31 protein-coding genes are annotated in these 25,003 nt (G+C 73.5%); 12 read left to right on the top strand and 19 right to left on the bottom strand.

Translation table 11 applies throughout. The features are described 5' to 3' along the window. Positions 1-47: 47 nt before the first annotated feature. The gene (locus tag QRN56_RS22140) at positions 48-527 is read right to left on the bottom strand and encodes a GNAT family N-acetyltransferase (protein WP_285106899.1); all 480 of its coding nucleotides are present in this window, start codon (positions 525-527) and stop codon (positions 48-50) included. A 126-nt stretch (positions 528-653) separates the two neighbouring features. Here QRN56_RS22140 and QRN56_RS22145 point away from each other — a divergent pair, with 126 nt between their 5' ends. The 3 genes from QRN56_RS22145 to QRN56_RS22155 all read left to right on the top strand — a co-directional run bounded on the left by QRN56_RS22145 (position 654) and on the right by QRN56_RS22155 (position 3,436). Next, positions 654-1,715, top strand: a complete 1,062-nt coding sequence (locus tag QRN56_RS22145; RefSeq protein WP_285106901.1) for an LLM class flavin-dependent oxidoreductase — start codon at positions 654-656, stop codon at positions 1,713-1,715. A gap of 196 nt (positions 1,716-1,911) precedes the next feature. Next, positions 1,912-2,820, top strand: coding sequence for an SDR family oxidoreductase (locus tag QRN56_RS22150; protein ID WP_285106903.1), 909 nt, complete (start codon positions 1,912-1,914; stop codon positions 2,818-2,820). A 10-nt stretch (positions 2,821-2,830) separates the two neighbouring features. Beyond that, complete coding sequence (locus QRN56_RS22155) at positions 2,831-3,436, top strand: TetR/AcrR family transcriptional regulator (protein WP_285106905.1); 606 nt, start codon at positions 2,831-2,833, stop codon at positions 3,434-3,436. Between the two features lie 19 nt (positions 3,437-3,455). On the opposite strand, the gene QRN56_RS22160 is transcribed toward QRN56_RS22155, so the two are convergent. From QRN56_RS22160 to QRN56_RS22185, 6 genes are all read right to left on the bottom strand, one after another. Beyond that, positions 3,456-5,060 carry an ATPase gene (locus tag QRN56_RS22160; protein WP_285106906.1) on the bottom strand — a complete coding sequence of 535 codons (1,605 nt, stop codon included), beginning with the start codon at positions 5,058-5,060 and terminating at the stop codon, positions 3,456-3,458. A gap of 83 nt (positions 5,061-5,143) precedes the next feature. Further along, positions 5,144-6,595 carry a rifampin monooxygenase gene (gene rox, locus QRN56_RS22165; protein ID WP_285106908.1) on the bottom strand — a complete coding sequence of 484 codons (1,452 nt, stop codon included), beginning with the start codon at positions 6,593-6,595 and terminating at the stop codon, positions 5,144-5,146. A 263-nt stretch (positions 6,596-6,858) separates the two neighbouring features. Beyond that, positions 6,859-7,329: an HNH endonuclease gene (locus QRN56_RS22170; RefSeq protein WP_020018328.1), complete on the bottom strand. Its 471-nt coding sequence runs from the start codon at positions 7,327-7,329 to the stop codon at positions 6,859-6,861. A gap of 150 nt (positions 7,330-7,479) precedes the next feature. Beyond that, the gene (locus QRN56_RS22175; RefSeq protein WP_285106910.1) at positions 7,480-7,614 is read right to left on the bottom strand and encodes a hypothetical protein; all 135 of its coding nucleotides are present in this window, start codon (positions 7,612-7,614) and stop codon (positions 7,480-7,482) included. A 311-nt stretch (positions 7,615-7,925) separates the two neighbouring features. After that, positions 7,926-9,203 carry an arginine deiminase gene (locus QRN56_RS22180; RefSeq protein WP_285106911.1) on the bottom strand — a complete coding sequence of 426 codons (1,278 nt, stop codon included), beginning with the start codon at positions 9,201-9,203 and terminating at the stop codon, positions 7,926-7,928. A gap of 16 nt (positions 9,204-9,219) precedes the next feature. Beyond that, positions 9,220-9,978 (bottom strand): VIT1/CCC1 transporter family protein, encoded by a 759-nt coding sequence (locus QRN56_RS22185; RefSeq protein ID WP_285106913.1) that lies wholly within the window; start codon positions 9,976-9,978, stop codon positions 9,220-9,222. A gap of 344 nt (positions 9,979-10,322) precedes the next feature. Between QRN56_RS22185 and QRN56_RS22190 the strand changes: the two genes are divergently transcribed. Both QRN56_RS22190 and QRN56_RS22195 read left to right on the top strand, forming a co-directional pair. After that, positions 10,323-10,676, top strand: coding sequence for a type II toxin-antitoxin system RelE/ParE family toxin (locus tag QRN56_RS22190; RefSeq protein ID WP_285106915.1), 354 nt, complete (start codon positions 10,323-10,325; stop codon positions 10,674-10,676). 3 nt (positions 10,677-10,679) lie between these two features. Further along, positions 10,680-10,997 carry an XRE family transcriptional regulator gene (locus QRN56_RS22195; RefSeq protein WP_285106916.1) on the top strand — a complete coding sequence of 106 codons (318 nt, stop codon included), beginning with the start codon at positions 10,680-10,682 and terminating at the stop codon, positions 10,995-10,997. 7 nt (positions 10,998-11,004) lie between these two features. On the opposite strand, the gene QRN56_RS22200 is transcribed toward QRN56_RS22195, so the two are convergent. The 4 genes from QRN56_RS22200 to QRN56_RS22215 form a co-directional block, all read right to left on the bottom strand. Beyond that, entirely contained in the window at positions 11,005-11,724 is a 720-nt protein-coding gene (locus QRN56_RS22200; RefSeq protein WP_285106917.1) for a DUF1684 domain-containing protein, read from the bottom strand. 100 nt (positions 11,725-11,824) lie between these two features. Continuing rightward, positions 11,825-12,283 (bottom strand): DUF5959 family protein, encoded by a 459-nt coding sequence (locus QRN56_RS22205; protein WP_285106918.1) that lies wholly within the window; start codon positions 12,281-12,283, stop codon positions 11,825-11,827. Between the two features lie 36 nt (positions 12,284-12,319). After that, a complete protein-coding gene (locus QRN56_RS22210; protein WP_285106920.1) occupies positions 12,320-12,775 on the bottom strand; it encodes a nitroreductase/quinone reductase family protein in 456 nt (151 codons plus the stop codon). Between the two features lies 1 nt (position 12,776). Next, positions 12,777-13,232: a nitroreductase/quinone reductase family protein gene (locus QRN56_RS22215; protein ID WP_285106922.1), complete on the bottom strand. Its 456-nt coding sequence runs from the start codon at positions 13,230-13,232 to the stop codon at positions 12,777-12,779. Between the two features lie 93 nt (positions 13,233-13,325). On the opposite strand from QRN56_RS22215, the gene QRN56_RS22220 reads away from it, so the two are divergent. Beyond that, positions 13,326-13,793, top strand: coding sequence for a MarR family winged helix-turn-helix transcriptional regulator (locus tag QRN56_RS22220; RefSeq protein WP_285106924.1), 468 nt, complete (start codon positions 13,326-13,328; stop codon positions 13,791-13,793). 9 nt (positions 13,794-13,802) lie between these two features. Beyond that, the gene (locus QRN56_RS22225) at positions 13,803-14,186 is read left to right on the top strand and encodes a VOC family protein (protein ID WP_285106926.1); all 384 of its coding nucleotides are present in this window, start codon (positions 13,803-13,805) and stop codon (positions 14,184-14,186) included. Between the two features lie 66 nt (positions 14,187-14,252). Here the strand turns inward: QRN56_RS22225 and QRN56_RS22230 are convergent, their stop codons facing one another. Together QRN56_RS22230 and QRN56_RS22235 are read right to left on the bottom strand one after the other, a co-directional pair. Next, positions 14,253-15,176, bottom strand: coding sequence for a M23 family metallopeptidase (locus QRN56_RS22230; RefSeq protein WP_285106928.1), 924 nt, complete (start codon positions 15,174-15,176; stop codon positions 14,253-14,255). A gap of 131 nt (positions 15,177-15,307) precedes the next feature. Next, positions 15,308-15,640 (bottom strand): PEP-utilizing enzyme, encoded by a 333-nt coding sequence (locus QRN56_RS22235; protein ID WP_285106930.1) that lies wholly within the window; start codon positions 15,638-15,640, stop codon positions 15,308-15,310. Positions 15,641-15,701: 61 nt separating this feature from the next. On the opposite strand from QRN56_RS22235, the gene QRN56_RS22240 reads away from it, so the two are divergent. Continuing rightward, positions 15,702-16,349: a transcriptional regulator gene (locus QRN56_RS22240; RefSeq protein WP_285106932.1), complete on the top strand. Its 648-nt coding sequence runs from the start codon at positions 15,702-15,704 to the stop codon at positions 16,347-16,349. A 66-nt stretch (positions 16,350-16,415) separates the two neighbouring features. After that, positions 16,416-17,009, top strand: coding sequence for a histidine phosphatase family protein (locus tag QRN56_RS22245; protein WP_285106934.1), 594 nt, complete (start codon positions 16,416-16,418; stop codon positions 17,007-17,009). A gap of 22 nt (positions 17,010-17,031) precedes the next feature. Here QRN56_RS22245 and QRN56_RS22250 read toward each other — a convergent pair whose 3' ends face one another. From QRN56_RS22250 to QRN56_RS22260, 3 genes are all read right to left on the bottom strand, one after another. Further along, positions 17,032-17,457, bottom strand: coding sequence for an NUDIX hydrolase (locus QRN56_RS22250; RefSeq protein ID WP_285107082.1), 426 nt, complete (start codon positions 17,455-17,457; stop codon positions 17,032-17,034). A 91-nt stretch (positions 17,458-17,548) separates the two neighbouring features. After that, positions 17,549-18,412 (bottom strand): patatin-like phospholipase family protein, encoded by an 864-nt coding sequence (locus tag QRN56_RS22255; protein ID WP_285106936.1) that lies wholly within the window; start codon positions 18,410-18,412, stop codon positions 17,549-17,551. Positions 18,413-18,464: 52 nt separating this feature from the next. Continuing rightward, positions 18,465-19,163, bottom strand: coding sequence for a TetR/AcrR family transcriptional regulator (locus QRN56_RS22260; protein ID WP_285106938.1), 699 nt, complete (start codon positions 19,161-19,163; stop codon positions 18,465-18,467). A gap of 108 nt (positions 19,164-19,271) precedes the next feature. Between QRN56_RS22260 and QRN56_RS22265 the strand changes: the two genes are divergently transcribed. Next, positions 19,272-20,471: an FAD-dependent monooxygenase gene (locus tag QRN56_RS22265; protein WP_285106940.1), complete on the top strand. Its 1,200-nt coding sequence runs from the start codon at positions 19,272-19,274 to the stop codon at positions 20,469-20,471. Positions 20,472-20,480: 9 nt separating this feature from the next. Here the strand turns inward: QRN56_RS22265 and QRN56_RS22270 are convergent, their stop codons facing one another. From QRN56_RS22270 to QRN56_RS22280, 3 genes are all read right to left on the bottom strand, one after another. Continuing rightward, positions 20,481-21,104, bottom strand: a complete 624-nt coding sequence (locus QRN56_RS22270) for a cation efflux transmembrane domain-containing protein (RefSeq protein WP_285106942.1) — start codon at positions 21,102-21,104, stop codon at positions 20,481-20,483. Between the two features lie 134 nt (positions 21,105-21,238). Beyond that, positions 21,239-22,057, bottom strand: a complete 819-nt coding sequence (locus tag QRN56_RS22275) for an ABC transporter permease (RefSeq protein WP_285106944.1) — start codon at positions 22,055-22,057, stop codon at positions 21,239-21,241. Beyond that, positions 22,054-23,136: an ATP-binding cassette domain-containing protein gene (locus QRN56_RS22280; protein ID WP_285106946.1), complete on the bottom strand. Its 1,083-nt coding sequence runs from the start codon at positions 23,134-23,136 to the stop codon at positions 22,054-22,056. The genes QRN56_RS22275 and QRN56_RS22280 overlap by 4 nt, the downstream gene beginning before the upstream one ends. 113 nt (positions 23,137-23,249) lie before the next feature. Between QRN56_RS22280 and QRN56_RS22285 the strand changes: the two genes are divergently transcribed. Both QRN56_RS22285 and QRN56_RS22290 read left to right on the top strand, forming a co-directional pair. Further along, positions 23,250-24,239 (top strand): helix-turn-helix transcriptional regulator, encoded by a 990-nt coding sequence (locus QRN56_RS22285; protein WP_285106947.1) that lies wholly within the window; start codon positions 23,250-23,252, stop codon positions 24,237-24,239. Between the two features lie 134 nt (positions 24,240-24,373). Beyond that, positions 24,374-24,934 carry a hypothetical protein gene (locus QRN56_RS22290; protein WP_285106949.1) on the top strand — a complete coding sequence of 187 codons (561 nt, stop codon included), beginning with the start codon at positions 24,374-24,376 and terminating at the stop codon, positions 24,932-24,934. Positions 24,935-25,003: the final 69 nt, after the last annotated feature.

Consider the following 25,003-nt stretch of genomic DNA (forward strand, 5'->3'; position numbering starts at 1 on the left):
GACACAGAGCTGGAGGAGCACGCCGCGCGTCCTGCGACGCGGTCGGGTCAGGCGCCCGTCACGTAGGCGTAGTGGTGGAAGTTCTGGTCGCGCACGAAGCCCTCGGACTCGTACAGCCCCTGTGCGGCGAGGTTGTCCCACGCGGTCGCCAGCGAGACCCGGATGGCGCCGGCCTCCTTGGCCAGGCGGCAGGTCTCCTGCACCAGGGCGCGCGCAGCGCCCGTCCCGCGCGATCCCGGGGCGACGAAGAGGTCGTTCAGCACCCACGACCGGCTCAGGCTCACCGACGACCAGGTCGGATAGCTCTGCGTGAACCCGACGATCCGGGCGTCCTCCGTGGGGTCCGCGCCCTCGACGGCCACCTCCGCGACGAGCAGCACGCTGTCGCCCGCGTCGCGACGGGCGGTCAGGTAGGCCCGCGCCTCGGCGTCGGGCACCTCCTGGTCGTAGAACCTCAGGTACTGGCGGAACAGGTCGACCACGGAGTCGACGTCTTCGTCGGTCGCGGGGCGCACATCAACAGACACGCACGTGATCATGTCAGGCCGACCGGGGTGGGCGCCATGACCTCCCGCGATACCGAAACCGGTACAGAACTGGTAAAGGGCGGCGGCCGAGGAACACGCCGGACCCCGCGACGGTTGACCAAGGCGATGAACACCCAGCCACGCTTGTCCGTCCTTGACCTCGTGCCCGTCCGCTCGGGCCAGACCAGCGCCCAGGCCCTGTCGGCCTCGCTCGACCTGGCGGCGCTCGCCGACCGGCTCGGCTACGAGCGCTACTGGTTCGCGGAGCACCACAACATGGCAGCGGTCGCGGCGTCGTCGCCGCCCGTGATGATCGCCGCCGCCGCCGCGCGGACCTCCCGCATCCGGGTGGGGTCGGGCGGCGTGATGCTGCCGAACCACGCCCCGCTCGTGGTCGCGGAGCAGTTCGCGGCACTGGAGGCCGTGGCCCCCGGCCGCATCGACCTCGGCATCGGCCGCGCCCCGGGCAGCGACCCCGTGGTCACCTCCCTGCTGCGCGCCACGGGTCCGACGGCGGACGTGGACCGCTTTCCGCAGCACGTCACCGACATCCTGAGCCTGATGGGGCCTGACGGCGCACGGCTGCGCCTGGTCTCGGGCGACATCTACGACGTGCGGGCCACCCCGGCCGCCGGCAGCGTGCCGACCGTGTGGCTGCTCGGCTCCAGCGACTACTCCGCGCGCCTGGCCGCCGAGCTCGGGCTGCCGTACGTGTTCGCGAACCACTTCTCCGGGCAGGGCATGGACCAGATCCTCGCCCTGTACCGGGACGGCTACCGGCCCTCGCCGGAGCACCCCGAGCCGCGCACGTTCGTGACGGTCAACGCGGTGGCCGCGCCGACGGCGGACGAGGCCCACGACCGCGCCCTGCCGCAGCTGCGGCAGATGGCCCGGCTGCGCTCCGGCCAGAAGCTGGGCCCGCTGGAGACCGTCGAGGAGGCCCTGCGCGCCACGGCCGACGAGCCCGCCGACGGCATGATCGCCCAGTCCATCGAGGCGATGCGGGCGCGCTGGCTGATCGGCGACGCCGAGCATGTCGCGGCCGAGGTGCGCGGCCTGGCCGAGCGGCACGGCGTCGAGGAGGTCATGCTCGTGCCGGTGGCCGGCTCGCGCGACGACGAGCCGCTGGACGCGACGTTCGGGCGCTCGCAGACGCTGGAGCTGGTGGCGGGCGCGCTGAGCGACTGAGCGCCGCGACCGCGTCGCGCGGCACGGCCGCGACCGGCACGGCGGGCACCGCCGCGAACACGGGGTACCGGATCTGACCAGATCCGGTACCCCGTCGTCGTGCGCGGGGGTTGTGCGTGGGAGGCGCTGGGTGCATAGTGGGGGTGGCCAACCAACTTGTTGGTTGGCCCAATCGAATCCCGTCAGAGGAGCGCCCATGTACACCGTCCCCGATCAGACCGGCCGCACCGTCGTCGTCACCGGTGCCAACAGCGGCACCGGCCGCGAGGCCGCCAAGCGCCTCGCCGCAGCCGGCGCCCACGTGGTCCTCGCCGTCCGCAACCCGGACAAGGGGGCGGACGCCCTCGCGGAGGTCCTCGCGACCCGGCCCGACGCGCGGGCGGAGGTGCGGCTCCTGGACCTCGCCGACCTGGCGTCGGTCCGCGCCTTCGCCGACGGGCTCGGGCGCGACCTCGACCGGCTGGACACCCTGGTGAACAACGCGGGCGTGATGGTCCCGCCGCAGCGGTACGAGACCGCCGACGGACACGAGCTGCAGTGGGGCACCAACTTTCTCGGCCCGTTCGCCCTGACCAACCGGCTCCTGCCGATGCTGCTGGCGGCGCCCGCGCCGCGCGTCGCCACCATGAGCTCCGGCGTGGCCAACCGGGGGCGGATCGACTTCGACGACCTCGACTGGGAGCGGCGCCCGTACCGGGCCTGGGCCGCGTACGGGCAGTCCAAGCTCGCCGACCTGCACCTGGCCCGGCACCTCGCGCACCTGGCCGCACGCCGCGGCTGGGCCCTGGTGAGCACGGCGGCACACCCCGGGTTCACCCGGACGAACCTCCAGATCACGGGACCGACCATGGGCCGGGAACGGCGGAACGGTTGGACCCCGCGGTCACCGCTGCCTTCCATGGCGCCGCCGGAGGGCGCCGGCTCGATCCTGCTCGCCGCCGCCGACCCCGGTGCGCCGTCCGGCGCCTACTACGGGCCCCGGTTCATGCTGGTGGGCGAACCCGTCCCGGCGCGGCTCAACCGGCGCATGCGCGACGACGCCACGGCAGCCCGCCTCTGGTCCGTCGCCGAGGAGACCACCTCGACCGCGGTGCCCGCGGGCTAGGCTGAGCCACATGCCCATCCCCGCCGCTGCCGACGTCGGACGCGCCTCGACACCCGAGCGCATCCTGGAGGCCGCGGCCGAGGAGTTCGCGCGGTACGGGCTCGCCGGCGCGCGCGTGGACCGGATCGCCGAGGGCGCCTCGGCCAACAAACAGCGCATCTACGCGTACTTCGGTGGCAAGGAGGCGCTGTTCGACCAGGTGGTGAGCGCGCGGATCCTCGACCTGCTCGACGCCGTGCCCTTCACCGCGGACGACCTGCCCGGCTATGCCGTGCGCCTGTTCGACTTCACGGTGGGCCACCCCGAGCTGGTGCGGCTCCTGCTCTGGCACACGCTGGAGCGGCCGGGCGCGCTCGGCGCCCTGGAGCGGTCGGTGACGTCGAGCGCGGCCAAGGTCGAGGCGCTGCGCGACGTCCAGGCGCGGCACCCGGAGCGGATCGACGGCACGGTGCCGGCCGACCGGCTGCTCGGCCAGGTGCTCGCCGTCGTGCACGGCTCGGTGCTCACCGTGGGCGGGATCCTCGCCGCCCCGGAGGGCACGGAGGCGGCGGACGACGTGCGCGCCGACGTCCGCCGCGCCGTCACCCGGATCGTCGCCCCGGCCGCCTCCGTGTGACCTCCCGGCCGGTGCGGCGTCAGAAGCCCCGGGCGAGCGCCGCGCCTGCGGCGAGCCACGCCCGGCGGGTCTGCGGGCGCAGGGCGCGGTAGACGAGCTGGCCGTCGACCATGGCGGGGTCGAACGGGACGGTGACCACCTCGCGCGCCAGCGACCGGTACCCCTGGGCGACGCGGCGCAGGTCGGCCGGCGTCGCCTTCGGGTCGGACTGGCTCACCACGACGACGGCCTTGCGGGCCAGGTCCGCCATGTGCTCCCCGCGGTTCGCCAGCGCCTCCAGCAGCAGTGCGCCCGCCTCGGCGTGGTCGTCGCGGGTGCTGGTGGCGACCACGAGCTGGTCGGTGTGGTCGATCATCCGTAGCCACATCGGGTCGGACTCGTCGTTGCCCGAGTCGATGAAGATCATCCGGTAGTACTTGGCCAGTACCGCGTGGATCGCGTCGACGTCCTCCGACGAGATGCGCTGCTCGTGCGCGAGCGCCATCGGCTTGGACCGCAGCACGTCGAACCGGTCGCGCGACTGGTGGTGCACGAACCAGGCGAGGTCGGCGAGCTGCGCCGTCGGGCCCAGGAAGTGCTCGGTCTGCGGGATCAGGTCGAGCAGGGTCGCCTCGTGCGGGCCCTGCTCGGTGCGCCAGCCCAGCGTGCCGCGCGTCTGGTTGTTGTCCCACGCGACGACGCCGGAGCCGCCGTGCGAGGAGAAGACCGCCGACAGCAGCACCGTGGCCGGCGTCTTGCCGGCACCGCCCTTGCCGTTCACGATCGAGATGGTGCGGGGGCCGGGCCAGTGCTGGCTCACCACCTGCTCGTCGGCGCGCTCGGCCCGCTCGGTCTCGCCGGGGCGCACCCGCAGCCCGACCCGCGCCAGCACGCCGCGCACACCCTGCGTGGCCGGCTCGTCGAGGCGGTCCTGCACGAGGAAGGAGCGGCGGTTGTCGCGGCGTCCGCCGTCGTGCCCGGGCCTGAACGGCGACTCGGTCCCGGGTGCCTGGGCACCGAACGAGGCGCCCGGACGCTGCGGGGCCCGGTCCTGCTGCGGCACGTTCTGCTGGGGTATGCCCTGCGGCGCGGGGCCCTGCGGGTCACGCGGGTCCTGCGGGGGAGCCTCCGGCGGGAGGCCGGGCTGGCCGACGCCGTGCGGGCTCACCCCGTGCTGCCCGACGCCGTTGGGAACGGCGGCGTGCTGGCCGGCGCCCGGCTGGTCGGCATGGCCCATGACGCTCGTCCGCTGCGGCACCGCGGCCCCGGCGCCCGGACCGGCCGCCGGGGGCCCGGCGTGCACGGGTACGGCGTGCGCCGGCTGGGCGGGGGCGACGGGCTGGGCGAGGCTCTGGGGCAGGGCGGCCTGGGCCGCCTGCGCGGCCCCCGCGCCGCCGTCCTGCACCACCCTGCCGTCGGGGTGGACGGTCAGGCCGGTGGGTCCCTCGGGGCCCAGGGCCTGGACCTCCACCGCCAGCCCGACGCTCGCCGAGAACTCCATGACCAGGCGCATGACCTCGCTGCGGGCCTCGCCCAGGCTGTTCCGGTAGACGGGCACCGTCTGGCCGTTGATCGTCACCTGCCCTGAGCCGTCGTCACGCACGATCACATCGGCGCGCGGCCACCCCGCGGTTTCGACGCTCACTCGGGTGCTCCCCTTCTCCGGTCGCCGGACTTCGTCGTGGCGAGGTTCATGAACGCGCACAGAGTACCGGTGGCTTTCACCCGTCATGTTTCGGCGCCGAACCACCGGCGAACCTGGTCGAGCAGGTCCTGCTGGTCCGCGCCCACCCAGGCCACGTGGCCGTCCGGCCGCAGCAGGACGGCGGGCACGTCCAGCGCGGCGTCGGCGTCGACCACGTGGTCGACCCGGTCGGCCCATCCGTCCACCGTGAGCCGGCCGGTGCGGTCCAGCAGCAGGCCGCGGCCGGTGCGCAGGAGCTCGTAGAGCCGGCCCTGCCGCAGGCCGACGTCGGGCAGCCGCCGCCCGACCAGCTCGTGCTCCGCGCCGAGGTCGTAGCGGATGCCGGTCGCGGTGAGCTTCTCCACCAGGTGCCGGCGCACGTCCTCGAGGTCCATGAGCTCGGACAGCAGGCGGCGCACGGCCTGCGGGCCCGGCTCGGGGGAGAGCAGCACGTTCTGCGCGCGCGTGTTGTCCAGCACGTCGGCGGCCACGGGGCGGCGCTCGGCCGCGTAGGTGTCCAGCAGCCCGTCCGGGGCCTGGCCGGTGACCTCGGCGGCCACCTTCCAGCCCAGGTTGAACGCGTCCTGGACCCCGAGGTTGAGGCCCTGCCCGCCGTACGGCGGGTGGATGTGCGCGGCGTCCCCGGCCAGCAGCATGCGGCCGGCGCGGTAGCCGTCGGCCAGCCGGGTGGCGTCGCCGAAGCGGGAGAGCCAGCGCGGCGAGTGCGCGCCGAAGTCGGTCCCTGCGAGCTTGCGCACCTGCCGGCGCAGCTCGTCCAGGGTGGGCGGGACGGCGCGGTCCTCGGCCACGCCGTCGGCGGGGGCGCCGAGCCGGTACAGGCCGTCGCCGAGCGGCATGGCGCCGAAGTTGTTGTGGGTCTTGCGTACCTCGGCCACCACCGCGTCGATCGTCTCGGCGGGCGCGGTCAGCTCCACCTCGCCCAGCAGGGTCTCCTGCGTGCTGGGCTCGCCGGGAAAGCCGATGCCGAGCAGCTTGCGCACGGTGCTGCGGCCGCCGTCGCACCCCGCGAGGTAGCGCGAGCGCACCAGTGTGCCGTCGGCCAGCTCGGCGGTCACGCCGCCGTCGTCCTGGCGCAGCCCCGCCACCTCGTGGCCGTAGCGGATCTCGACGCCGAGCTCGGCGGCGCGCTCGCGCAGCAGACCCTCCGTGACGGGCTGCGGGATGCCGAGGACGTACGGGTACGTGGTGTCCAGCCCCGCGGGCGCCGGCTTGCTGATGCCCGCGAAGCCGCCGACGGGGTACTGCCTGCCCAGCGGCAGAAACCGGTCCAGCAGGCCGCGCTGGTCCAGGATCTCCAGGGTGCGTGCGTGCAGGCCGAGGCCGCGAACGACCTTGGTCGGCTCGGCGTCCTTCTCCAGCACGAGCACCCGCACGCCGCGCAGCCGCAGCTCGCAGGCCAGCATCACGCCGGTGGGCCCGCCCCCGGCCACGATCACGTCGGTCGTGTTCACGTCGGTCGCGTTCACCTCGGTCAAGAGAACCCCGTTTCGTCAGGCGCCGAAACCGGCGACGGCCAACGATTCTGCGCCCCCACAGGCCCCTTGCCGCAAGCCCCCCACTGCGTTATACGTTGAAACTGGCAGGAAGTGCGGCCCCCGCTCCCATCCTCACCGCGGAGACCCCAGGCTCTGGCCCCGGGCGGCCGCCGGCAAGTGAACGGTAAAAGGTCAGGTGATCGGCAACTCGAGTTGCCGATCACCTGACCTTTTACCGATCACCCTGCTCGAACCTGCTCGGCTCAGGCAGCGCGGGCCGCTCTGTGCCGGATGGCGCGGGCGTAGTCCGCGCGTGGGACGTGCGGCGTCACGTGGAGCACCATGCCGGCCTCGGCCGGGGTGCGGTCCGCCTTGTGCGAGTTGCACTCGTAGCAGGCGGCCACGAGGTTCATCCACGTCGAGGGCCCGCCGCGGGACCGCGGCAGGATGTGGTCCACGGTCTCGGCGGGGCCGCCGCAGTAGGCGCACAGGCCGTCGCGCCGCTTGACGCCCAGCTTGGTGCACGCGGGCGCCCCGCCCGACTTGTAGAGCCACCGCATCGTCACGTACCGGACCAGCCGCAGCACGCGCGGTAAGGGGAACGGCCCGAAGGAGCGGCCGTCGACCGCCTCCTCCACGACCGCGACCTCGCGCACGAGCATGTGGATGGCGTGCCGGACCGATACCCGGTGCAGCGGCTCGTAGCCGGCATTGAGGACTAGGACGTCGGCCACGGGCCTGCTCCTTCCGGTGAGCTTGTCGTCTCGGTTCTTGTCTTTCGAGTGGTACTGGCTGTGCTGCTGTTCAGCCCCGGGACGACAAGAGCCGCCCGGGAACAAGATGTCCCGAGGCGGCTCACATTCACTGGTCCGGCCATTACCGGATCAGGAGCGTATGGCGCCCCGGATGGCCTCGCGGCCGTCCCAGAGGTGCTGCGCGGTGGTCGGGTAGGACGACTCGGTGGCAGCACTGGCCTTGCCCAGGCCTGCGGCCTGGTGCGCGATGCGGGTGCGAACCATCGTGTGTCTCGTCCTTTCCGGTGGTCTCGGATACGGCTGTCGGTCGTGCCGGCGTCGTGGAACAGGCGGTCACAGACACACAACCTGCCGCCACGGCACCAGTCCGTGTGTGAAGAAAGGTACAACGAGGACTTGGTAGCGTCTATGGCTTTTCCGGAACTGCAACCCAAGGATGCATCAAGTGCTCGGCGTGGCGCGGTCCCGCGGCGTGTCGCGCCGCGGGCAGGCTCAGGGGGCCGGCACCGTCTCGGGTTCCGCTGCGGCGGCCAGGCTCACCTGCGGGGCCGGCGACCCGGCGTCCACCAGCCCGTCTACCAGCTCACGGGCTCCCGGATGATCGGGCAGGTCATGCAGTGCCCGCCGCCGCGCCCGCGGCCCAGCTCGCCGCCCGCGATCTCGATCACGTCGATCCCAGCCTTGCGCAGCAGGTCGTTGGTGGTGGTGTTGCGGTCGTAGGTGAACACGACGCCCGGCTCGACGGCCACGGAGTTGTTGCCGCTGTCCCACTGCTGGCGCTCCGACTCGTAGACGTCGCCGCCGGTCTCGATGACCCGTAGCTGGCCCAGCCCGGAGACCTGCCCCACCACGTCGAGGAAGGACGAGCGGCCGGCGTCGGTCACCGAGACGCCGAGCGGACCGGAGTCGGGGCGCAGCACGAACGGGTGCACACGGTCCACGATCCGCGGGTAGACGGTGACGGTGTCGACGTCGACGAACGTCATGATCGTGTCCAGGTGCATGGCCGCACGCAGCCGCGGCATGCCCGCCACCACGATCTGCTCGGCCGCGCCCGCCTGGAACAGCGAGGCAGCGACCTGCGTGATCGCCTGGCGCGACGTGCGCTCGCTCATGCCCATCAGCACGGTCCCGTTGCCGATCGGCATGATGTCGCCGCCCTCGAAGGTGGCCTCGCCGTGGCTGCTCTCCGGGTCGCCCCACCACACGCGGCTGCCCACGAAGTCGGGGTGGTACGAGTAGATCGCCTTCATGAGCAGCGTCTCGTCCCGGCGCGCCTGCCAGTACAGCGGGTTCAGCGTGAGGCCGCCGTAGATCCAGCAGGTCGTGTCGCGCGTGAACAGCGTGTTCGGCAGCGGCGGCATGAGGTACTCGCGCGCGTCCGGGCTGAGGTCCGCCAGCGCGCGGAAGCCCGGCGGCAGCTCGGGCACGTCGGCCACGGCGAGGCCGCCGATCAGGTACCGGGCCAGCTCGTGCTCCGGCAGGGACTCCAGGTACTCGCGCGTCGCCTCGACCAGGCCGTTGCCCACGATCTCGGGCACGATCTTGCGGTCGAGGAGCCAGTCGCGCGCCCCCGGCACGCGGAGCGTCTCGGCGAGCAGGGCGTGCAGCTCGACGACGTCGACGTCGCGCTCGCGCAGCTCGGCCACGAAGTCGGCGTGGTCCTGCTGGGCACGCTCGACCCACAGGACGTCGTCGAACAGGAGGTCGGCGGAGTTGGACGGGGTGAGGCGCTGGTGGGCCAGCCCGGGGGCGCAGACCAGGACCTTGCGCAGGCGGCCCACTTCGGAGTGGACGCCGTACGCCGACGAGGGTGTGCCGGCCGGGGGCGGTGTGCTGTCGATGGTGTTCATCGGGCGATAACGGTACTCACCCGACCGCCGTCGTGCCGAGCAGGGAGCCGATCGCGAAGGTCGCGCCGAGCGCGAGCGCCCCGCCGACGACGACGCGCGCCGTGGCGCGCACCCGCGGCGCGCCGCCGATCCAGGCCGCGACCCAGCCGGTCCCGGCGAGCGCCGCCAGCACGACGACGAACGTGACGCCGACCCGCCAGGGCTCGGGGATCAGGAGCACGGCCGCGAGCGGCAGGACGGCGCCGAGCGTGAACGCGACGGCGGACGCGAGCGCGGCGTGCCAGGGACTGACGACGCCGTCCTCGTCGATGTTGAGCTCGGCCTCCAGGTGGGCGGCGAGCGCGTCGTGCTCCGTGAGCTCGACGGCGACCTGGCGGGCGGTGGCGGGGGACAGGCCCTTGCCCTCGTAGAGCTCGGCCAGCTCCGCGAGCTCCTCCTGCGGCATCGTGGCCAGCTCGGCCTTCTCCTTGGCGATGAGCGCCCGCTGGGTGTCGGACTGGCTGGAGACCGACACGTACTCGCCCAGCGCCATCGAGATCGCGCCGCCGACGAGGGCGGCGAGGCCGGCGGTGAGGATCGGTCCGGTCTGCGACGTCGCCGCCGCGACGCCGACGGCGACCGCGGCGACCGAGACGATGCCGTCGTTCGCGCCGAGCACGCCGGCGCGCAGCCAGTTCAGGCGCTCGGCGAGCCCGTTGGTGTGGGGTTCGTCGGGGTGGCCGACGGCGGCGCGGCCGGTGTCCGGCCGTTCCGCGCCGGACGGTGGTGTGGTCATGGGCTCAGGCAACCAGGACTCGGCGCGGAGGGCCAATGTCGGGGCCGAGGTTGGGCAGCCTCACCTTGCCGTGATGCCGCTCCGCTTCGAGGCCGGGGTTTCTCCGCTTTCAGCCGCCCCAAAGCGAAGAAACCCCGGTCTCGAAGGGGGCAGGACGATCGCAGACGGCTCGCGGCGGCGCGAAGGCTGACCACATGGCGCTCCCAACCGTTGCGTATACGCACTGATCTACCCCATTCCCTGCGAAGCGATGTCTTTCTTGGCACAGTCAGCCCATCAAGAGTGCTTGTCGGGGCTCAACGGCGTGGAGCGCTCATAACACGTGCATTATGGTGGAGGCATGGATGTGGAACGTCGTCCTGCTCGAGGAAGTTGATGCGTGGTTCCTCGACCTAGTCCGGGCGGAGGACCCGGTGGCAGAGCATGTCGCCGCCGCGATCGAGCTGCTCGCCCGGACCGGCCCGTCCCTCGGGAGACCCGCGGTCGACTCGATCAAGGGGTCGACGGTGCACAACCTGAAAGAGCTTCGCGCGACCACGGTCCGTGTCCTGTTCGCCTTCGACCCGGCCAGGAGAGCTGTGCTGCTGGTGGCGGGGGACAAGGCGGGACGATGGGACGAGTGGTACCGGGTGAACGTCCCAGTGGCCGAGCGTCGGTACGAGCGGTGGCTCAGCGGTGAGTACGACGAGGAGGTGTGACAGATGGCTCGTTCATGGAACGAAGTGAAGGCCGACGCGGTCGCGACCGGTCTGGACGAGGCGCGGACAGCCGAGATCATGGCTGAGATGCGCGAGCAGGTGCGCGCATACAAGCTCGCTGACATCCGTCGGTCCCAGCACATGACCCAGGCCGTTCTGGCGCAGGGGATGGGCGTGGCGCAGCCCCGAGTGTCCGCGATCGAGCACGGCCGGCTCGACTCGACCGAGCTGGGCACGCTGCGGTCCTATGTCGAGGCGCTCGGCGGCCGGCTGCGTGTGATCGCGGACTTCGGCGACGAGTTCGTCGTGGTGCAGGGCTGACTGGCCCCTAGTACTGCGGGGTGCGCTCGCCGACCGGGACCTCGACCGCCAGCGTGTTGCCCTCCTGGGCGAGCGGGCACGTCCACGCCGGGTCGTAGGCGCAGGACGGGTTGTAGGCGAAGTTGAGGTCGAGCACCAGGTCGCCGACGCCGAAGTCGTCGGGACCGCCGCCCTCGCCGCCGTCGGACCCGCCGGTGTGCCCGAGCCAGGAGCCCTTGATCGTGTCGATGAGATAGCGGCCACCGCCGTAGGTGCCGCCGGGCGGGCCGGCCAGCGCGTCCTTGATGGGCACGAAGAGCCCGCCGCCGTAGGAGGCGAGGCGCCAGACGTCGAGGGTGCCGAGGTCGCCCAGGGCGTCGGATCCCAGGGCGACCGTGCCGAGCAGCTCGAACGGCACCACGCCGTCGGTCCCGGTGGGGACGTCGAGGCGGCGTGGCGCGCCGTCGGGGCCGGGCTCGGCGGGCACGATCGGGGCGCTCAGGCGCCAGGCCGGGTCGTAGGGGGTGACGGTCAGCCCGGTGAAGCCGGGCCGCTCCTCCGGGAGGATCGGGGAGACGGGGTGGGTCGCGAAGAGCTCGTCCCGGGCGGCGATCCAGCCCGCGTGCGCGGCGGCCGGGTTCACGACCGCGCGGGTGCGGGCCTCGGCGTACAACGCGAAGACGCGCCGCCGCCAGTCCGCGGTCTGGAGTGCTGTGGTGGCCGGGGAGGTGGTGGCGGCGTGCGTCATGCGTCCGACACTACCCACCGTGGGTGACAGCCGCGGGCGGTCGGACCAGTGGTCGCGCGGGCACCCGCGGCGTCGCGCCGCCCCGCCGGGTGGCTGGGGGTCAGCGACGTTCGAACAGCTCGTAGACCTGCTCCAGGCGGGCATAGGCCTCGTCGAACCACTCGTCGGACACGGGCACGGCGGTCGTCACGTCCGTCAGCAGGCCCATCCTGTCGCGGACCGTGACGACGAGCATGTCGTCGTGCTCCCAGCGGACGTGCACCTCGGTCGCCCTCTGGTCCTCGCGCCAGGCGACGTCGTGCCCCAGGTCCAGCGCGTCGAGCACCTCCCGCCAGGCGTCCAGGTCATCGTCCCCGACGAGCGTCGCCAGCGCGCCCCGCACTCCGTTCCCGGCGGACTGGTCCCCGCAGTCGATCTCGATCGTGCCGCCGGCCTGGATGACGCGCCCGTCCTGTGGGGCGAGCGAGTCGATGCGGAGCGCCACGACGTTCCCGTCGCCCTCGAAGCGGAAGAGCTCGCACGGCAGCCCTGCGGGTCGACCCGCATCCTGTGATGTCACGGGCGCGAGTCAACCACCTCCCACCGACACGAGGGGTCAGGCCTTCGGCGTCAGCCGGACGACGGGGATCTCCCGGTCCGTCGTCTGCTCGTACCGGCGGAAGTTCGCCGCCTCGGCGGTGATCTGCCGCCACGCCTCGGCACGTTCCTCCCCGTGCAGCTGCTCCGCGGTCACCGCGACCTTGCGCCCGCCCTGCTCGACGGTCACCTGGTCCGGGTGGGCGGCGAGGTTGAGGTACCACGCCGGGTTGGCGGGAGCCCCGCCGGCGGAGGCGACGATCAGCCAGCTCCCGTCGGGGCCGGGGAACCAGGCCAGCGGGTTCGAGCGGGGCTGTCCGCTCTTGCGCCCGACGGTGGTCAGGACCAGCAGGTTCATGCCCATCGTCGGGGTCTCGGCGCGCCGGGCGCGCCGCATGAGGAGCCGGTTCATCCAGCGGAAGCCGCGGCCGGGCTGCTTCGCACCGCGCGTGCCGGTGGGGTAGGTGAAGGTCACGTCAGTCCTTGGGCGTCAGGTGGATGACCGGGATCTCCCGGTCGGTGGTCTGCTCGTACTTGCGGAAGCCCGGGGCCTCGTCGGTGATCTGCTTCCAGACCTGCTCGCGCTCCGTGCCGTGCAGCTCGCGTGCGGTCACGGCGACCTTACGGCCCGCCAGCTCGACGGTCACCTGGTCCGGGTGCGCCGCGAGGTTGAGGTACCAGGCGGGGTTGGCCTGCGCCCCGGCCGCCGACGCCGCGATGAACCAGCCGCCGTCGGGCGCCGCGAAGTAGCCGACCGGGTTCTCGCGGGCCTGCCCGCTCTTGCGGCCGACGGTGGTCAGTACCAGCAGCGACATGCCCATCGTCTTGCCGTCCGCGCGCCGGGCGCGCCGCGCGATCAGCTTGTTGAAGAAGCGGGTGGACCGGCCCGGCTGCCGCGCACCGTGGGTGCCGGTCGGATGGGTGAAGCTCATGGTGCTGCCTTCCGGTCGGACGTCCGAGGAAAAGGTTCGTACTGTTGACTATACATGGCATGAACCATATTGGCTGTGTACCTTTGACGAGTGATGCCCGACGAGATCCCCGACGCCTCGCTGGGCTGCGCCGCACACGGCATCGGGGGCATGCCCGAGCTCGTGGAGCTCGCCGTGGTGCTGACCGCCACCGTCGCCCGCGTCGCCGAGGAGCAGGAGCTCACGCCCATGCAGGGCCGTCTGCTCTGCGGTCTCGGCGACCAGCCCCAGCGCATGGTCGACCTGGCGCAGCTCCTGGGGATCGAGAAGGCGGCGCTCACCGGCCTCGTCGACCGGGCCGAGCGGCGCGGGCTGCTGGAGCGCGGCCCGGTCCCGGGCGACCGCCGGGCGGTCCAGGTGTCGCTGACCGACGCAGGGACCCAGGCGGTGGCCGCCTTCGAGGCCGGCGTCACGAGCGCGCTCGACGGCCTGCTGGCCACGCTGCCGGTGGAGGACCGGCCGGAGTTCCGGCGGCTGGCGTCGGCCGTCGTCGTGGCGGCCCGGGGTGCGCGCGCGGCCTAGGATCACGGGGTGCTGCGACTCTCCGACGTCACCTACCTCGTCCGCGACCACGACGAGGCGATCACCTTCTTCGTCGACGCCCTCGGGTTCGCCCTGCGGGAGGACGAGACCAACGCGGCCGGCCGCCGCCGCGTCGTCGTCGGCCCCGCGGACGGCGGCACCGGCCTCGTGCTCGCGCTGAGCGGGGCCGACGACGTCGTCGGGCGGCAGGCGGGCGGGAAGGTCGCGTTCTTCCTCGAGACCGACGACTTCGCCGCGCAGCACGCGCGGATGGTCGCGGCGGGCGTGCGGTTCCGGGAGGAGCCGCGGTACGAGGTCTACGGGACGGTCGCCGTCTTCGAGGACCTGTACGGCATGCCGTGGGACCTGATCGAGCCGCCGTCGGGCGCCTGAGGCTCAGGCCGCGACCGAAGGCCCCCGAGGCGTACCTCGGGGGCCTTCGGTGTGGCGGAGCGGGCGTCAGCCGCAGTGCTCGAACGGGCTGGTGTAGCTGGTGGAGCCCACCGAGCCGCCCCACTTCACGCAGGTGCCGGGTGCGGACCGCTTGACCGGGCCCGCGTAGTAGCCGTAGCTGCCGGAGTCGGTGGTGCGCGACGCGCCCTGCGGCTCCAGGAAGGCCGAGACGGCGGTCGGCGTGCCGAGGTTGGTCGACTTCAGGGTGACCACGCAGTTGTTGCCGGTGCCGGAGTTGTACAGCAGGTAGGTGCGGCCCACCGTGCCGAGCGCCGCCTGGTCGACCACCGTGAAGCCGCTGCCGCAGACCTCCGCCGGCGTGTACGGGTTGCTCGACCCGCAGGCGTTGGTGCTGGTGACGGCCTTCTTCTGGCCCACGGAGACGGTCACGCCGTCGACGGTCGGCGAGGTGTCCACGACGCCGGAGGAGCTGCGCTGCTCGTAGTGCAGGTGCGGTGCCTCGGAGCCGCCGGTGGAGCCGACGGTCCCGATGACGGTGCCCTGGCTGACCGACATGGTCTGGCCGGGGTTTCGCACCATCGTGGCCAGGTGGGCGTAGCGGGTCCGGGTGCCGTCGCTGTGCACGATCTGCACCCACTTGCCGTAGCTGGTGCTGCCCTCGTCGTCGAACGTGGCGGTGCCGCCGGCCGTGGCCCGGACCGTCTCGCCGTTGATGGCGTCGCCGCCGTAGGTCTGCCAGTCGATGGAGCCGTTGGGGCTGTGGCCCCCGCTCCAGTTGTTGGCGTAGAACGTCTTGGAGCAGCTGAACGGCGACTTGTGGGAGATGGCCAGCACGCCGGCGCCGTCCGACGCGGTGGCCGAGGACGCCGTGGCCGACGCCGCGGGTGTGGCGACCAGGGCGAGTGCGGCCAGGGCCGCGAGCGCCCACTGCCTGGCGGTTCTTCTGCGGAACGGGGAGTTGACTGTCATTGGTGCTCTCCATCCTGAGGTCTGACTCTTGGCCTGACGCAGGAAGGCTGGCACGGGACCCCGGCCGGTGCCCATGGGGAGGACTGCCCGTGGACGGCTCGTGGGCTGGTCGGGTTCGGCTCGCCGGCCGGTCAGCCGGTGACCCGCCCGGCGCCGCCGTCGACGGTGACGGTCGCGCCGTCGCTCAGCGTGGTCGTCGCGCCGGGGACGGCGAGCACCGCGGGGATGCCGTGCTCGCGGGCCACGATCGCGGCGTGCGACAGGACGCCGCCGGTCTCGGTGACCACGGCGGACACCAGGCCGAACAGGGCGGTCCAGGCCGGCTCGGTGAAGCGGCAGACGAGCACGTCGCCGGGGCTCACGAGCATGAAGTCGTCCGGTCCGTGCACCACGCGCACGGGCCCGGACGCGAGGCCCGGGCTGCCGGGGATCCCGGCCAGCTCGACGACGGAACCGTCCGACATGATTTCTCCTTCGGTGACCTGTTCGCGTTGACACTCTCCACCGGACGATGCACGGTGCACCATGACCTCTGTCCCGGTGCCCGGCCGATCCTCTCAGCCGGAGCTGCTCGTGCTCCACTCCGTACGCATCCAGGGCATGGCCGACGACGACGCCGTCGCCGCGCGGTTCGGCCTCGATCCGGCGGACACCCGCGAGACGCTGCTCGACGACGAGGCGTACGGCTGGGTCCGGCGTGCGGCGTTCGGGAGTACGGCGGGCTGGTCGCTCACGGAGCGGGGCCGCGCCGAGGACGACCGGCTCCTCGCCCTGGAGCTGGCCGAGTCGGGGGCGCGGGCCGTCGTCGAGGAGGCGCACGAGGTCTTCGCGCCCCTGAACGCCCGCCTGCTGCAGGCGTGCACCGACTGGCAGCTGCTCCCCGCCGAGGACGACCGGCTCGCTCCCAACACGCACACCGACGTGGACTGGGACGCGCGCGTGCTGGACGAGCTCGCCGCGCTGGGCGGTGAGCTGACGCCGCTGGTCGCCTCGCTCGCCGGCGTGCTGGCCCGGTTCGACGGGTACGACACGCGGTTCGCCCGGGCGCTGGACCGGGCGCGGGCCGGGGAGGGCGAGTGGGTCGCGGGCACCGGCATCGGCTCGTGCCACGTGGTGTGGATGGAGCTGCACGAGGACCTGCTCTCGACCCTGGGGATCCCGCGCGGCGCGTAGCGGTCCGCGCGGCGCGTAGCAGGCCGTCCGGTGCGTAGCGCCCGGGCCGGCCGCTAGGTTCGTCGCATGGCGACCAGACACCTGTACCTGGCACGGCACGGAGCGGCGGACGCGTTCGGCGAGCTGACCGATGTCGGACGGCGGCAGGCGGACCTGCTGGGCGCCCGGCTCGCCGGGCTGCCGGTCGACGCGGTGTGGCACTCGCCCCTCCCGCGCGCGGTGGCGAGCGCGCGCGTGGTCGGCGAGCACCTGCCGGGGGTCCCGGTCGCGGAGGCGCCCGAGCTGATCGACCACGTGCCGTACGTGCCCGCGGCGCCGGACCTGCCGCCGGCCTGGGCCGGCTTCTTCGACGGGTTCGACGACGCCGAGCGCGCCCCGGGCGAACGCCTCGCGGCGGCGCTGGTCGACCGGTTCGCGCGGCCCGCCGACGCCGAGACGCACGAGGTGCTGGTCACCCACGCGTTCCAGGTCGCGTGGCTGCTGCGCCACGCGCTCGACGCGCCTCCGGCCCGCTGGCTCGGCCTGAACAGCGGGAACGCGGCGCTGACCGTGATCGAGTACCGCGACGGCCTGCCGCCCACGGTCGTGCTGTTCAACGACATGGGCCACCTGGCCGCCGACCTGCGCTGGACGGGCTTCCCGCCGTCGGCGCGGCCCTGACGGGCCTCGGCCTGCCTGTGCTCTAGGGGATCAGGCCCGCCCAGCGGCGGGACAGGTCCACCAGCGCGACCCGGTTCAGCGCGTCGATCTCCTCGGCGGTGTGCCACGCCACGCCGTCGGTGGAGCCGTCCTCCTCGACGCGCAGCTCGCCGCCGGTGATGTGCGCGCGGTAGACGATCCGGAGCGCCTGGCCCGGCCGGTCCGCCGCGTGCACGCGCTCGGCCGCCGGGAACACGATGCTGTCGACGCCGAGCAGCCCGTCCAGCTCCACGTGGTAGCCGGTCTCCTCGAGCACCTCCCGGACGGCGGCGTCGGCCGGATGCTCGCCCGGGTCGATGCCGCCGCCGGGAATCGTCCAGCCGTGGTGCCTGCCCTCGGACCAGTGGGGCAGCAGCATCCGGCCCGCCTCGTCGGTGATGACCGCGTACGCGGAGACCCGCAGGTCCATGGTGCCGTCGTCGCTGATGAACATGGTGCCCATGATGGCGGCAGCAGCGCGCAGGAGGCACCCGTGCACCGCGGACACACCTCGGTCCCCGTCAGCTGAAGAGCGCCGCCAGCTCCGCGGCCTGGGCGCGCCCCACCGCGCGTCCCGCGGCGGCCGACGGCGCCCGCGTCGCGGGGGAGAGCGGGTTGATGCCGAACGCTTCGATCGACGCGTCGTCCGCGCCGATCATGAGCACCTTCGCCGGCGCCAGGGCCGCGACCTGCTCGCTCGCGGAGGGGCCGAACGCCGACGGCGAACCCGGTCGCTGCGGTGTGACGACCAGCACGTGGTCGGCGCCCGCGGCCAGGTCGACGTTCGCCACGGACCGGATGCCGCCGTCCACGTAGCGCCGGTCGCTGATGGTCACCGGTGGCCACACACCGGGCACCGCGCAGCTCGCGGCGATGGCGTCCAGGAGTCGCACGCCCGAGTCGCGGCGGAAGACCCGCAGCTCGCCCGACTCGGCGTCGACCGCGGGGATGGTGAGGTCGGTGTCGGGCCATTCCGTACTGAGCAGGTCCGCCTCGTGCTCCTTGAGCCTGGTCGCCTCGTCGGTGGTCGGGGCGGCGAGCGCCATCGCGCCGATGCGGCGCCGGATCACGAGCGGGTCGGGCGGGGAGCCGTCGGCCGACGGCTCCAGGGCGGCGACCCAGCCCGCGAGCATGGCCGGCCCGTCGAACTCGACCACGAAGTCGAGGCCGTCGTCGACGAGCTGCGCCTCGTACAGCTCCTCCAGCGGCGTGCCGCTCGTGACCTGCGCGGCCACGGCAGCCCCGGCGGACGTCCCGACCACCCGGCCGGCACTCACGAGACGGGCCGCGAGCGCCCGGTCCTTGTCGGCGATGCCCTGCAGCACGCCCAGCTCCCAGGCGACGCCGGCCACGCCGCCACCTCCGAGCACGAGTGCGTCAGTCATGCCTCGCACACTACGACCGGGCCTCGGGCCTGGCGCGGTCACGCCCGGGTGATCACGGGGTGATCGCGGGCCGTTCCCGCGGCCGCAGGACGGCCGTCGTGGGGCGGTCGGGAGCAGCAGTCCCGACCAGCCGGTCGACCGCGTCCTCCAGCGCATCCAGCACCTTCGGCAGGGCGGCGGCGACGTCGTCGGGGTCGGCGTCGGGCCGGTCGTAGGTGGACCCGATCAGGTGTTCGGCGGCGTCCAAGATCACCCGCTGGCGCCCGGGGTCGGCCAGGCCGATCAGCACCGAACCGGACATCACGGTCTGGAAGGCCGTGACGATCTCGGCGGTCGGGGTGTCGTGCACCAGTCCGTGCGCCTGCATGATCGAGATGATCCGGTGCAGCGCCGGGCCGGGGAAGTCGTCCGAGCCGGCCGGGCCGCCCGGCTCTCCCAGCCGCTGCGTCGCGAGCCCCGGGAAGTCCAGCACGGCGGCGATCTCGCGGCGCACGACGTGCGCGATCGTCAGGGGAGTGGTCCCGGCGCGCAGCTCGTCCGCGAGCGAGGTCAGGAGCCCGGCCGCCTCGAGCTGCAGCACGGCGTCGTGCAGCCGGGCCTTGGTGGGCCAGTAGAGGAAGACCGTGCCCTTGCCGACGCCTGCGCGTGCTGCGACGGAATCGACCGTCGTGCGCTCCGCGCCGTCCAGGAGGAACTGCTCCCGGGCCGCGGCCAGGATCGCCTCCGCGCGGTCCTGCACCGGACGTGCCATCGTCACCCCTTCCTCGCGCCGCGTTCATCCTAGTCGCGAGTTCTTGACTCACTAACGATCGTGAGTCAATAATCGAATCACGTCATCCGGACGAGGAGAGGGAACGGCATGAGCAAGCCGCGCGCACTGGTGGTCGGGACGGGGATCGGGGGTCTGGCGACGGCCCTGCGTCTGCACGACGTGGGCTGGGAGTCGGTGCTGGTCGAGCGGGCGTCCGAGCGCCGCGGTGCCGGGTACTTCGTGGGGATGTTCGGCACCGGGCAGTCGGCCGCGGCTCGGCTCGGGGTGCTGGACGCCATCGGCAACCGCACCGACCCCGCCACGATCACGTACGACGTCGAGCGCGACGGCCGCCGTCGGCCTGGCATGGGCTACGGCGACCTGCCCGGCATGCCGCAGCTCGTGCTGCGCGGCGACATCGAGGGCGCCCTGTACGACGCCGTCGCCCAGCTCGCGCCGATCCGGTTCGGCACCACGCCGGTGGCCGTCGAGGAGACGGTGGACGGCGTGGATGTCACGCTGCGCGGTGCCGACGGCGCCGATACCACCGAGCGGTTCGACCTCGTGGTGGGCGCCGACGGCCTGCGCTCGACCGTGCGCCGGCTGGCCTTCGGCCCGGACGCCGACTACCTGCGGCCGTTCGACCACATCATCGGCGTCTCGGTGCTGAAGGAGGCCGTGCCCGGCTTCCGGCCGACCGACGGGATCGTCCTGGCGGAGCCGGGCCGCTCGGCGTGGGTGTTCCCGTTCACCGACCACGAGCCGACCGTGCTGTTCAGCTACCGCACGGACGACGAGGACGCGCAGTTCCGCCGTCCGCCCGCCGAGTCGCTGCGCCGGGCCTTCGGCCCGGAGCCCGCCGGACCCGTGCTGGGCAACCTCCTGGACCAGTTCGAGGCGGCCGACGACGTCCTGTTCGACTCCGTGCACCAGGTGGTGATGCCGAGCTGGCACACCGGCCGCGTGGTGCTGCTCGGCGACTCCGCCTGGTGCGTGACGCTCTACTCCGGCATGGGCGCCTCCAGCGCGATGGCCGGCGCGGACCTGCTCGGCACCGTGCTGCAGCGCAATCCCGGCAACCCCGCCCGGGCCCTGCGCGAGTGGGAGCTGCGCATGCGCCCGTTCATCGCGACCCACCAGCGCAACGGCCGCCGGGACCTGGTGATGTTCGTGCCGCAGACCCGCCAGGACAAGCGGGCGCGCACCCTCACGCAGACCCTGCTGGGCAACCCCACGGGCAAGCGCGTGATGCAGAGGGTCTTCGCTCCGCGCTTCGCGGAGAAGTCGCTGGACGTGGCGGCCGCCTGACCGGCCCGGTCAGCCGATCCGTTCGCCGGCCGTCGCCCGGGCGGCCAGGCGGTCGTCCTCGCTCGCCTCCCAGACCTCGTGGGCGGCGTGGACGGCCAGGAGGATGATGACGCAGCCCAGGACCAGGTCGGGCCAGCCGGAGCCCGTCCATGCGGTGAGCAGGCCCATGGCGATGATCGCGACGTTCACGAGCACGTCGTTGCGGGCCGACAGGAACGCCGCCCGGCCCAGCGCCCCGCCGTGGTGGTGGGTCCGGGCGAGCAGCCACGCGCTGACCCCGTTGACGACGATCGCACCGAGCGAGGCGACGACCAGCGGGCCGACGTCGGGCGCCGTCGGCCCGGCGAACCGGCCCACGGCCTGCCAGGCCGCCACCGCCGCGGGCCCCAGGATGATCAGGGCCATGACCTTGCCCATGACCGCCCGCCGGGCGAGCGGCCAGCTCAGCGCGACGAGGATCAGCAGGTTGATCGCCGTGTCCTCGAGGAAGTCGACGCTGTCGGCGAGCAGCGCGACCGAGCCGGCGGCGAGCGCCACGGTGAGCTCGACGAAGAAGTAGGCGAGGTTGAGGGCCGCGACGACCAGCACGATCCGGCGCAGGGCTGCGGTGCGGTCGTCCGGTGTCGTGGGCACGGGGTCATTGTGCCGCGCGGGGCGGGTCCGGGTTGGCCCGATCCGCTTCGAGGCCCGAGTTTCTCCGCTTTGAGCGGCGTCAAAGCGGAGAAACTCGGGCCTCGAAGGAGATCCGGCAGCCGGGACGAGGGCGGTCAGTCGGCCGAGCGGATCATGGCCCGGACCCCCACCGTGAGGCCCACGGCCGCCGTGACCACCGCCGCCACCCAGCCCCATGCGACGGCCGAGGAGGCCAGGTCGCCCGCGAAGGCGGCGCGGCCCGAGTCGACGACGTAGCGCAGCGGGTTGACCGTGGAGATGGCGCGCATCCACGCCGGCCCGGTCTCCAGCGGCAGCAGCATGCCCGAGAGCAGCATGACCGGGAACAGCACGGTCTGCTGCACCACCCAGAACATCCACTCCTGCTTGCGCACCGCGAGCGCCAGCGAGTACGACAGGGCGCCGACGCCGATGCCCAGCACGGCGAGCTGCAGCAGCGTGAGCACCGCGCCGAGCGGGTTCGGGCGCAGGCCGAACGGCAGCATCACGAGCAGCACCACCGCGGACTGGGCCAGGACCGGCACCATCTCCTTCAGGGCGCGGCCCACGAGCTGCGCCGGCCGGGACAGCGGGGTCACCAGCATCCGCTCGTGCACCCCGGAGGAGATGTCGAGCTGCAGGTTGGAGCCGGTCACCGAGCTGCCGAACAGCGTGGTCATCGCCAGCACGGCGGGTACGAACCACAGCCAGACGTCGGCGCCGAGGGTCGCGCCGGCCGAGCCGACCAGCAGCGGGCCGAACAGCCCGAGGAACACGAGCGGCTGGATGAGCCCGAACAGGAGCGAGAACGGGTCGCGCGCCACCGGGCGCAGCTCGCGGAGCAGCACGATCCGGGTGTCGCGCACGAAGCTGCGGTGCGCGAGCGGGCGCTCCGTGGAGGCCTGCGGGGCGGGGGTCAGGGTCGCGGCGCTCATGCCGGGACCTCCTTCTTGGTCGTCGCGGAGGTGGGGGCGTTCGTGGGCTCGTCCGGGTCGGGTGCGGCGCCGTCGACGCCGGTCTCCCGCAGGCTGCGGCCGGTGAGGCCGAGGAAGACGTCGTCGAGCGTGGGTCGCGCGACGTCGACGCGGCGCACGTCGACGCCGGCCGCGTCGGCGGCGCGCAGCAGGCCCGGCGCGGCGCCGGGCCCGTCCGCGGTGCGGATCTCGACGGTCTGCTCGACGCCGGGCGCGCGCCCGGCCGCCTGGGCTCGCACCCCGCCGTCGGCCACGCGGACCGACCGGGTGCCGGGCGCGCGCTCGGCGATCGTCGCGAGGGCCGCCGCGTGCTCGGCGGGGACCCGCAGGGTCACCAGGTCGCCCGCCAGCTCGGCCTTCAGGGCGTCGGCGGTGTCGTCGGCGATGACCTGCCCGTGGTCCACGACGATGACGCGCTCGGCGAACGTGTCCGCCTCGTCGAGGTAGTGGGTGGTCAGCACGATGGTCATCGGCTCGGGCGCCGCGGTGCGCATCCGCAGGATGTGGTCCCAGAGGTTGGCGCGGTTGTGCGGGTCCAGCCCGGTCGACGGCTCGTCGAGGAACAGCAGCGGCGGCCGGTGGACCAGGCCGACGGCCACGTCGAGGCGGCGCTTCTGCCCGCCCGAGAGGCTCTCGACCTTGCGGTCGGCCTGCTCGGTCAGGTCCAGGGCCTCCAACAGCTCGGCCGCGCGGACCCGGGCCCTGCGGCGGTCCAGGCCGTAGATCTCGCCCTGCGTGACGAGCTCGTCGCGGACGTGCTGGGCGGCGCCGCCCGCGCCGCCCTGGCCCACGTAGCCGATGGCCGCGCGGACCCGGCCAGGGCGGTCGGTGACGTCGTACCCGGCGACCTCGGCCGTGCCGGACGTGGGCTCGATGAGGGTGGTCAGCATGCGCAGCGTCGTGGTCTTGCCGGCTCCGTTGGGGCCGAGCACGGCCACCAGCTCGCCCGGCTCGACGTCCAGCGAGATGCCACGCACGGCGTGGACGGTGCGGGTGCGGCTCACCACGAAGTCCTTGGTGAGTGCTCGGGTGCGGATCACGATGTCTCCTTCTTGCGGTCCGTGCGTTCGGTCGGTCCTGCTCTGCGGTACCCCCTCAGCCTTCCCGAGGTAGAGGTCAGATCCTGGCCTCTACCGCATGCGATCCTGGATTCGTGCTCGAGACCTCCGGACGCCTCCTCGCCCTCCTGTCGCTGCTCCAGGCCCGCCGGGACTGGCCCGGCGCGCTCCTCGCCGAGCGGCTGGGCGTCAGCGCGCGCACGGTGCGGCGCGACGTCGACCGGCTGCGCGAGCTGGGCTATCCCGTCAACGCCACCAAGGGGCCCGACGGCGGCTACCGCCTCGACGCCGGGGCCGAGCTGCCCCCGCTGCTGTTCGACGACGAGCAGGCGGTCGCCGTCGCCGTCGCGCTGCGCACCGGGGCCATCCCCGGGGCCGAGGAGGGTGCCCTGCGGGCGCTGGCGACCATCCGCCAGGTCATGCCGGCTCGCCTGCGTGCGCGCCTGGACGCGCTCGAGGTGACCACCGTGCGGCGCCGGCCGGGGCCCGAGGAACCGGCCGTGGACCCGGACCTGCTGCTGGCGCTCGGCTCGGCCTGCCAGGCCCGCGAGGTGGTGCGGTTCGACTACGCGGGCGGCACCATGGCCACCGTCGGGGAGGGCGACGCCGCGTTCCGGCCGCCGCGCCGCGTCGAGCCGCACCACCTCGTGACGTCGGAGGGGCGCTGGTACCTCGTCGCGTTCGACCTCGACCGCGACGACTGGCGGCTGTTCCGGGTGGACCGGCTGACGCTCCGATCCGGCACCGGGCCGCGGTTCGCGCCGCGGGATGTGCCCGGCGGCGACGTGGCCGCGTTCGTCGGGCCGCGGATCACCGGGTCCCGCTCGCCGGTGCGCGGCGAGGTGGTGCTGCACGCGCGGGCCGCCGACATCGCGCCGTGGATCGGCGGCCACGGGCTGTGCGAGCCCCTGCCCGACGTGGACGGCGAGCCCCGGTGCCGCGCGGTGCTCGGCTCGTGGTCCTGGGCCGGCCTGGCCGGGCGGCTCAGCGTCTACGGCGTGCCGTTCGAGGTGGTGGGGCCGCCCGAGCTCGTGGCGGCGACCCGGGAGCTGGCGGGCCGGTACGCGGCGGCGGTGCGGGACTGAGGTGCCGCCCGGCGTGGGCCGGGGCCCGCGGCTCAGCGCGGGGCCTGACCTGCGAGAAGGGGGCGCGCGGCACGGGAACCGCACAGTATGTTGATGCGTTGCCCGAGGACTCGACCCCAACAGAGAGCGTGCGCATGACGAACCTGTCCGACTTCAGTGACAACGAGCTCGCCCAGATCCTGGACGCGCCGGGTGCCGTGCTGAAGGGCGCGACCCTCGCCGACGGCCAGCCGGGGGCGATCCAGTTCTTCAAGGAGATGGCGTCGGGGGCCAAGGTGTTCCGGGAGGCGCAGGAGCACGAGAACGACTTCGTCCGCGAGGTGGCGGTCGCGATGCGCGCCCGCCTGGGGGAGCAGGACGCGGCCGAGGCGGAAGCCGCCCGGAACCCCGCCTCGCAGGTCGGGGTCGCCGCCGCTGCCGCCGCCACCGAGCGCGCGGCCACGGAGGGCACGCGCCCCGATCCCGAGGGCGAGACGGCCCGCGCGGTCGAGCTGACCGGTGCCTCCGTCAAGGTGCTCCGCGAGCGCGCCGACGCCGCCGACGTCGAGGCCTACGCCGACTGGATCCTGCGGATCGCGGAGGAGGTCGCCGAGGCCGCGGGCACCAAGGAGGGCGGCTTCTTCAGCAAGCGCGTGCTGGTCACCGCCGGTGAGCGCGACTTCATCGACCGCCTCACGGCCGCCGTCGGGCGCTGACCTTCTCAGTCACCTTTGAGGCCCGGGTTTCTCCGCTTTGACGCCCGTCAAAGCGGAGAAACCCGGGCC

The organism is Promicromonospora sp. MEB111, from assembly GCF_030209445.1.
Taxonomy (GTDB): Bacteria; Actinomycetota; Actinomycetes; order Actinomycetales; family Cellulomonadaceae; genus Promicromonospora.

What these genes read in the sequence shown, in the direction of transcription:
- QRN56_RS22145 (WP_285106901.1), top strand. Translation starts at nt 654, where the DNA reads ATGAACACCCAGCCACGCTTGTCCGTCCTTGACCTCGTGCCCGTCCGC.
- QRN56_RS22150 (WP_285106903.1), top strand. Translation starts at nt 1,912, where the DNA reads ATGTACACCGTCCCCGATCAGACCGGCCGCACCGTCGTCGTCACCGGT.
- QRN56_RS22155 (WP_285106905.1), top strand. Translation starts at nt 2,831, where the DNA reads ATGCCCATCCCCGCCGCTGCCGACGTCGGACGCGCCTCGACACCCGAG.
- QRN56_RS22175 (WP_285106910.1), bottom strand. Translation starts at nt 7,614, where the DNA reads ATGGTTCGCACCCGCATCGCGCACCAGGCCGCAGGCCTGGGCAAGGCC.
- QRN56_RS22180 (WP_285106911.1), bottom strand. Translation starts at nt 9,203, where the DNA reads ATGAACACCATCGACAGCACACCGCCCCCGGCCGGCACACCCTCGTCG.
- QRN56_RS22185 (WP_285106913.1), bottom strand. Translation starts at nt 9,978, where the DNA reads ATGACCACACCACCGTCCGGCGCGGAACGGCCGGACACCGGCCGCGCC.
- QRN56_RS22190 (WP_285106915.1), top strand. Translation starts at nt 10,323, where the DNA reads ATGTGGAACGTCGTCCTGCTCGAGGAAGTTGATGCGTGGTTCCTCGAC.
- QRN56_RS22195 (WP_285106916.1), top strand. Translation starts at nt 10,680, where the DNA reads ATGGCTCGTTCATGGAACGAAGTGAAGGCCGACGCGGTCGCGACCGGT.
- QRN56_RS22200 (WP_285106917.1), bottom strand. Translation starts at nt 11,724, where the DNA reads ATGACGCACGCCGCCACCACCTCCCCGGCCACCACAGCACTCCAGACC.
- QRN56_RS22215 (WP_285106922.1), bottom strand. Translation starts at nt 13,232, where the DNA reads ATGAGCTTCACCCATCCGACCGGCACCCACGGTGCGCGGCAGCCGGGC.
- QRN56_RS22220 (WP_285106924.1), top strand. Translation starts at nt 13,326, where the DNA reads ATGCCCGACGAGATCCCCGACGCCTCGCTGGGCTGCGCCGCACACGGC.
- QRN56_RS22230 (WP_285106928.1), bottom strand. Translation starts at nt 15,176, where the DNA reads ATGACAGTCAACTCCCCGTTCCGCAGAAGAACCGCCAGGCAGTGGGCG.
- QRN56_RS22235 (WP_285106930.1), bottom strand. Translation starts at nt 15,640, where the DNA reads ATGTCGGACGGTTCCGTCGTCGAGCTGGCCGGGATCCCCGGCAGCCCG.
- QRN56_RS22240 (WP_285106932.1), top strand. Translation starts at nt 15,702, where the DNA reads ATGACCTCTGTCCCGGTGCCCGGCCGATCCTCTCAGCCGGAGCTGCTC.
- QRN56_RS22245 (WP_285106934.1), top strand. Translation starts at nt 16,416, where the DNA reads ATGGCGACCAGACACCTGTACCTGGCACGGCACGGAGCGGCGGACGCG.
- QRN56_RS22250 (WP_285107082.1), bottom strand. Translation starts at nt 17,457, where the DNA reads ATGGACCTGCGGGTCTCCGCGTACGCGGTCATCACCGACGAGGCGGGC.
- QRN56_RS22255 (WP_285106936.1), bottom strand. Translation starts at nt 18,412, where the DNA reads ATGACTGACGCACTCGTGCTCGGAGGTGGCGGCGTGGCCGGCGTCGCC.
- QRN56_RS22260 (WP_285106938.1), bottom strand. Translation starts at nt 19,163, where the DNA reads ATGGCACGTCCGGTGCAGGACCGCGCGGAGGCGATCCTGGCCGCGGCC.
- QRN56_RS22265 (WP_285106940.1), top strand. Translation starts at nt 19,272, where the DNA reads ATGAGCAAGCCGCGCGCACTGGTGGTCGGGACGGGGATCGGGGGTCTG.
- QRN56_RS22275 (WP_285106944.1), bottom strand. Translation starts at nt 22,057, where the DNA reads ATGAGCGCCGCGACCCTGACCCCCGCCCCGCAGGCCTCCACGGAGCGC.
- QRN56_RS22290 (WP_285106949.1), top strand. Translation starts at nt 24,374, where the DNA reads ATGACGAACCTGTCCGACTTCAGTGACAACGAGCTCGCCCAGATCCTG.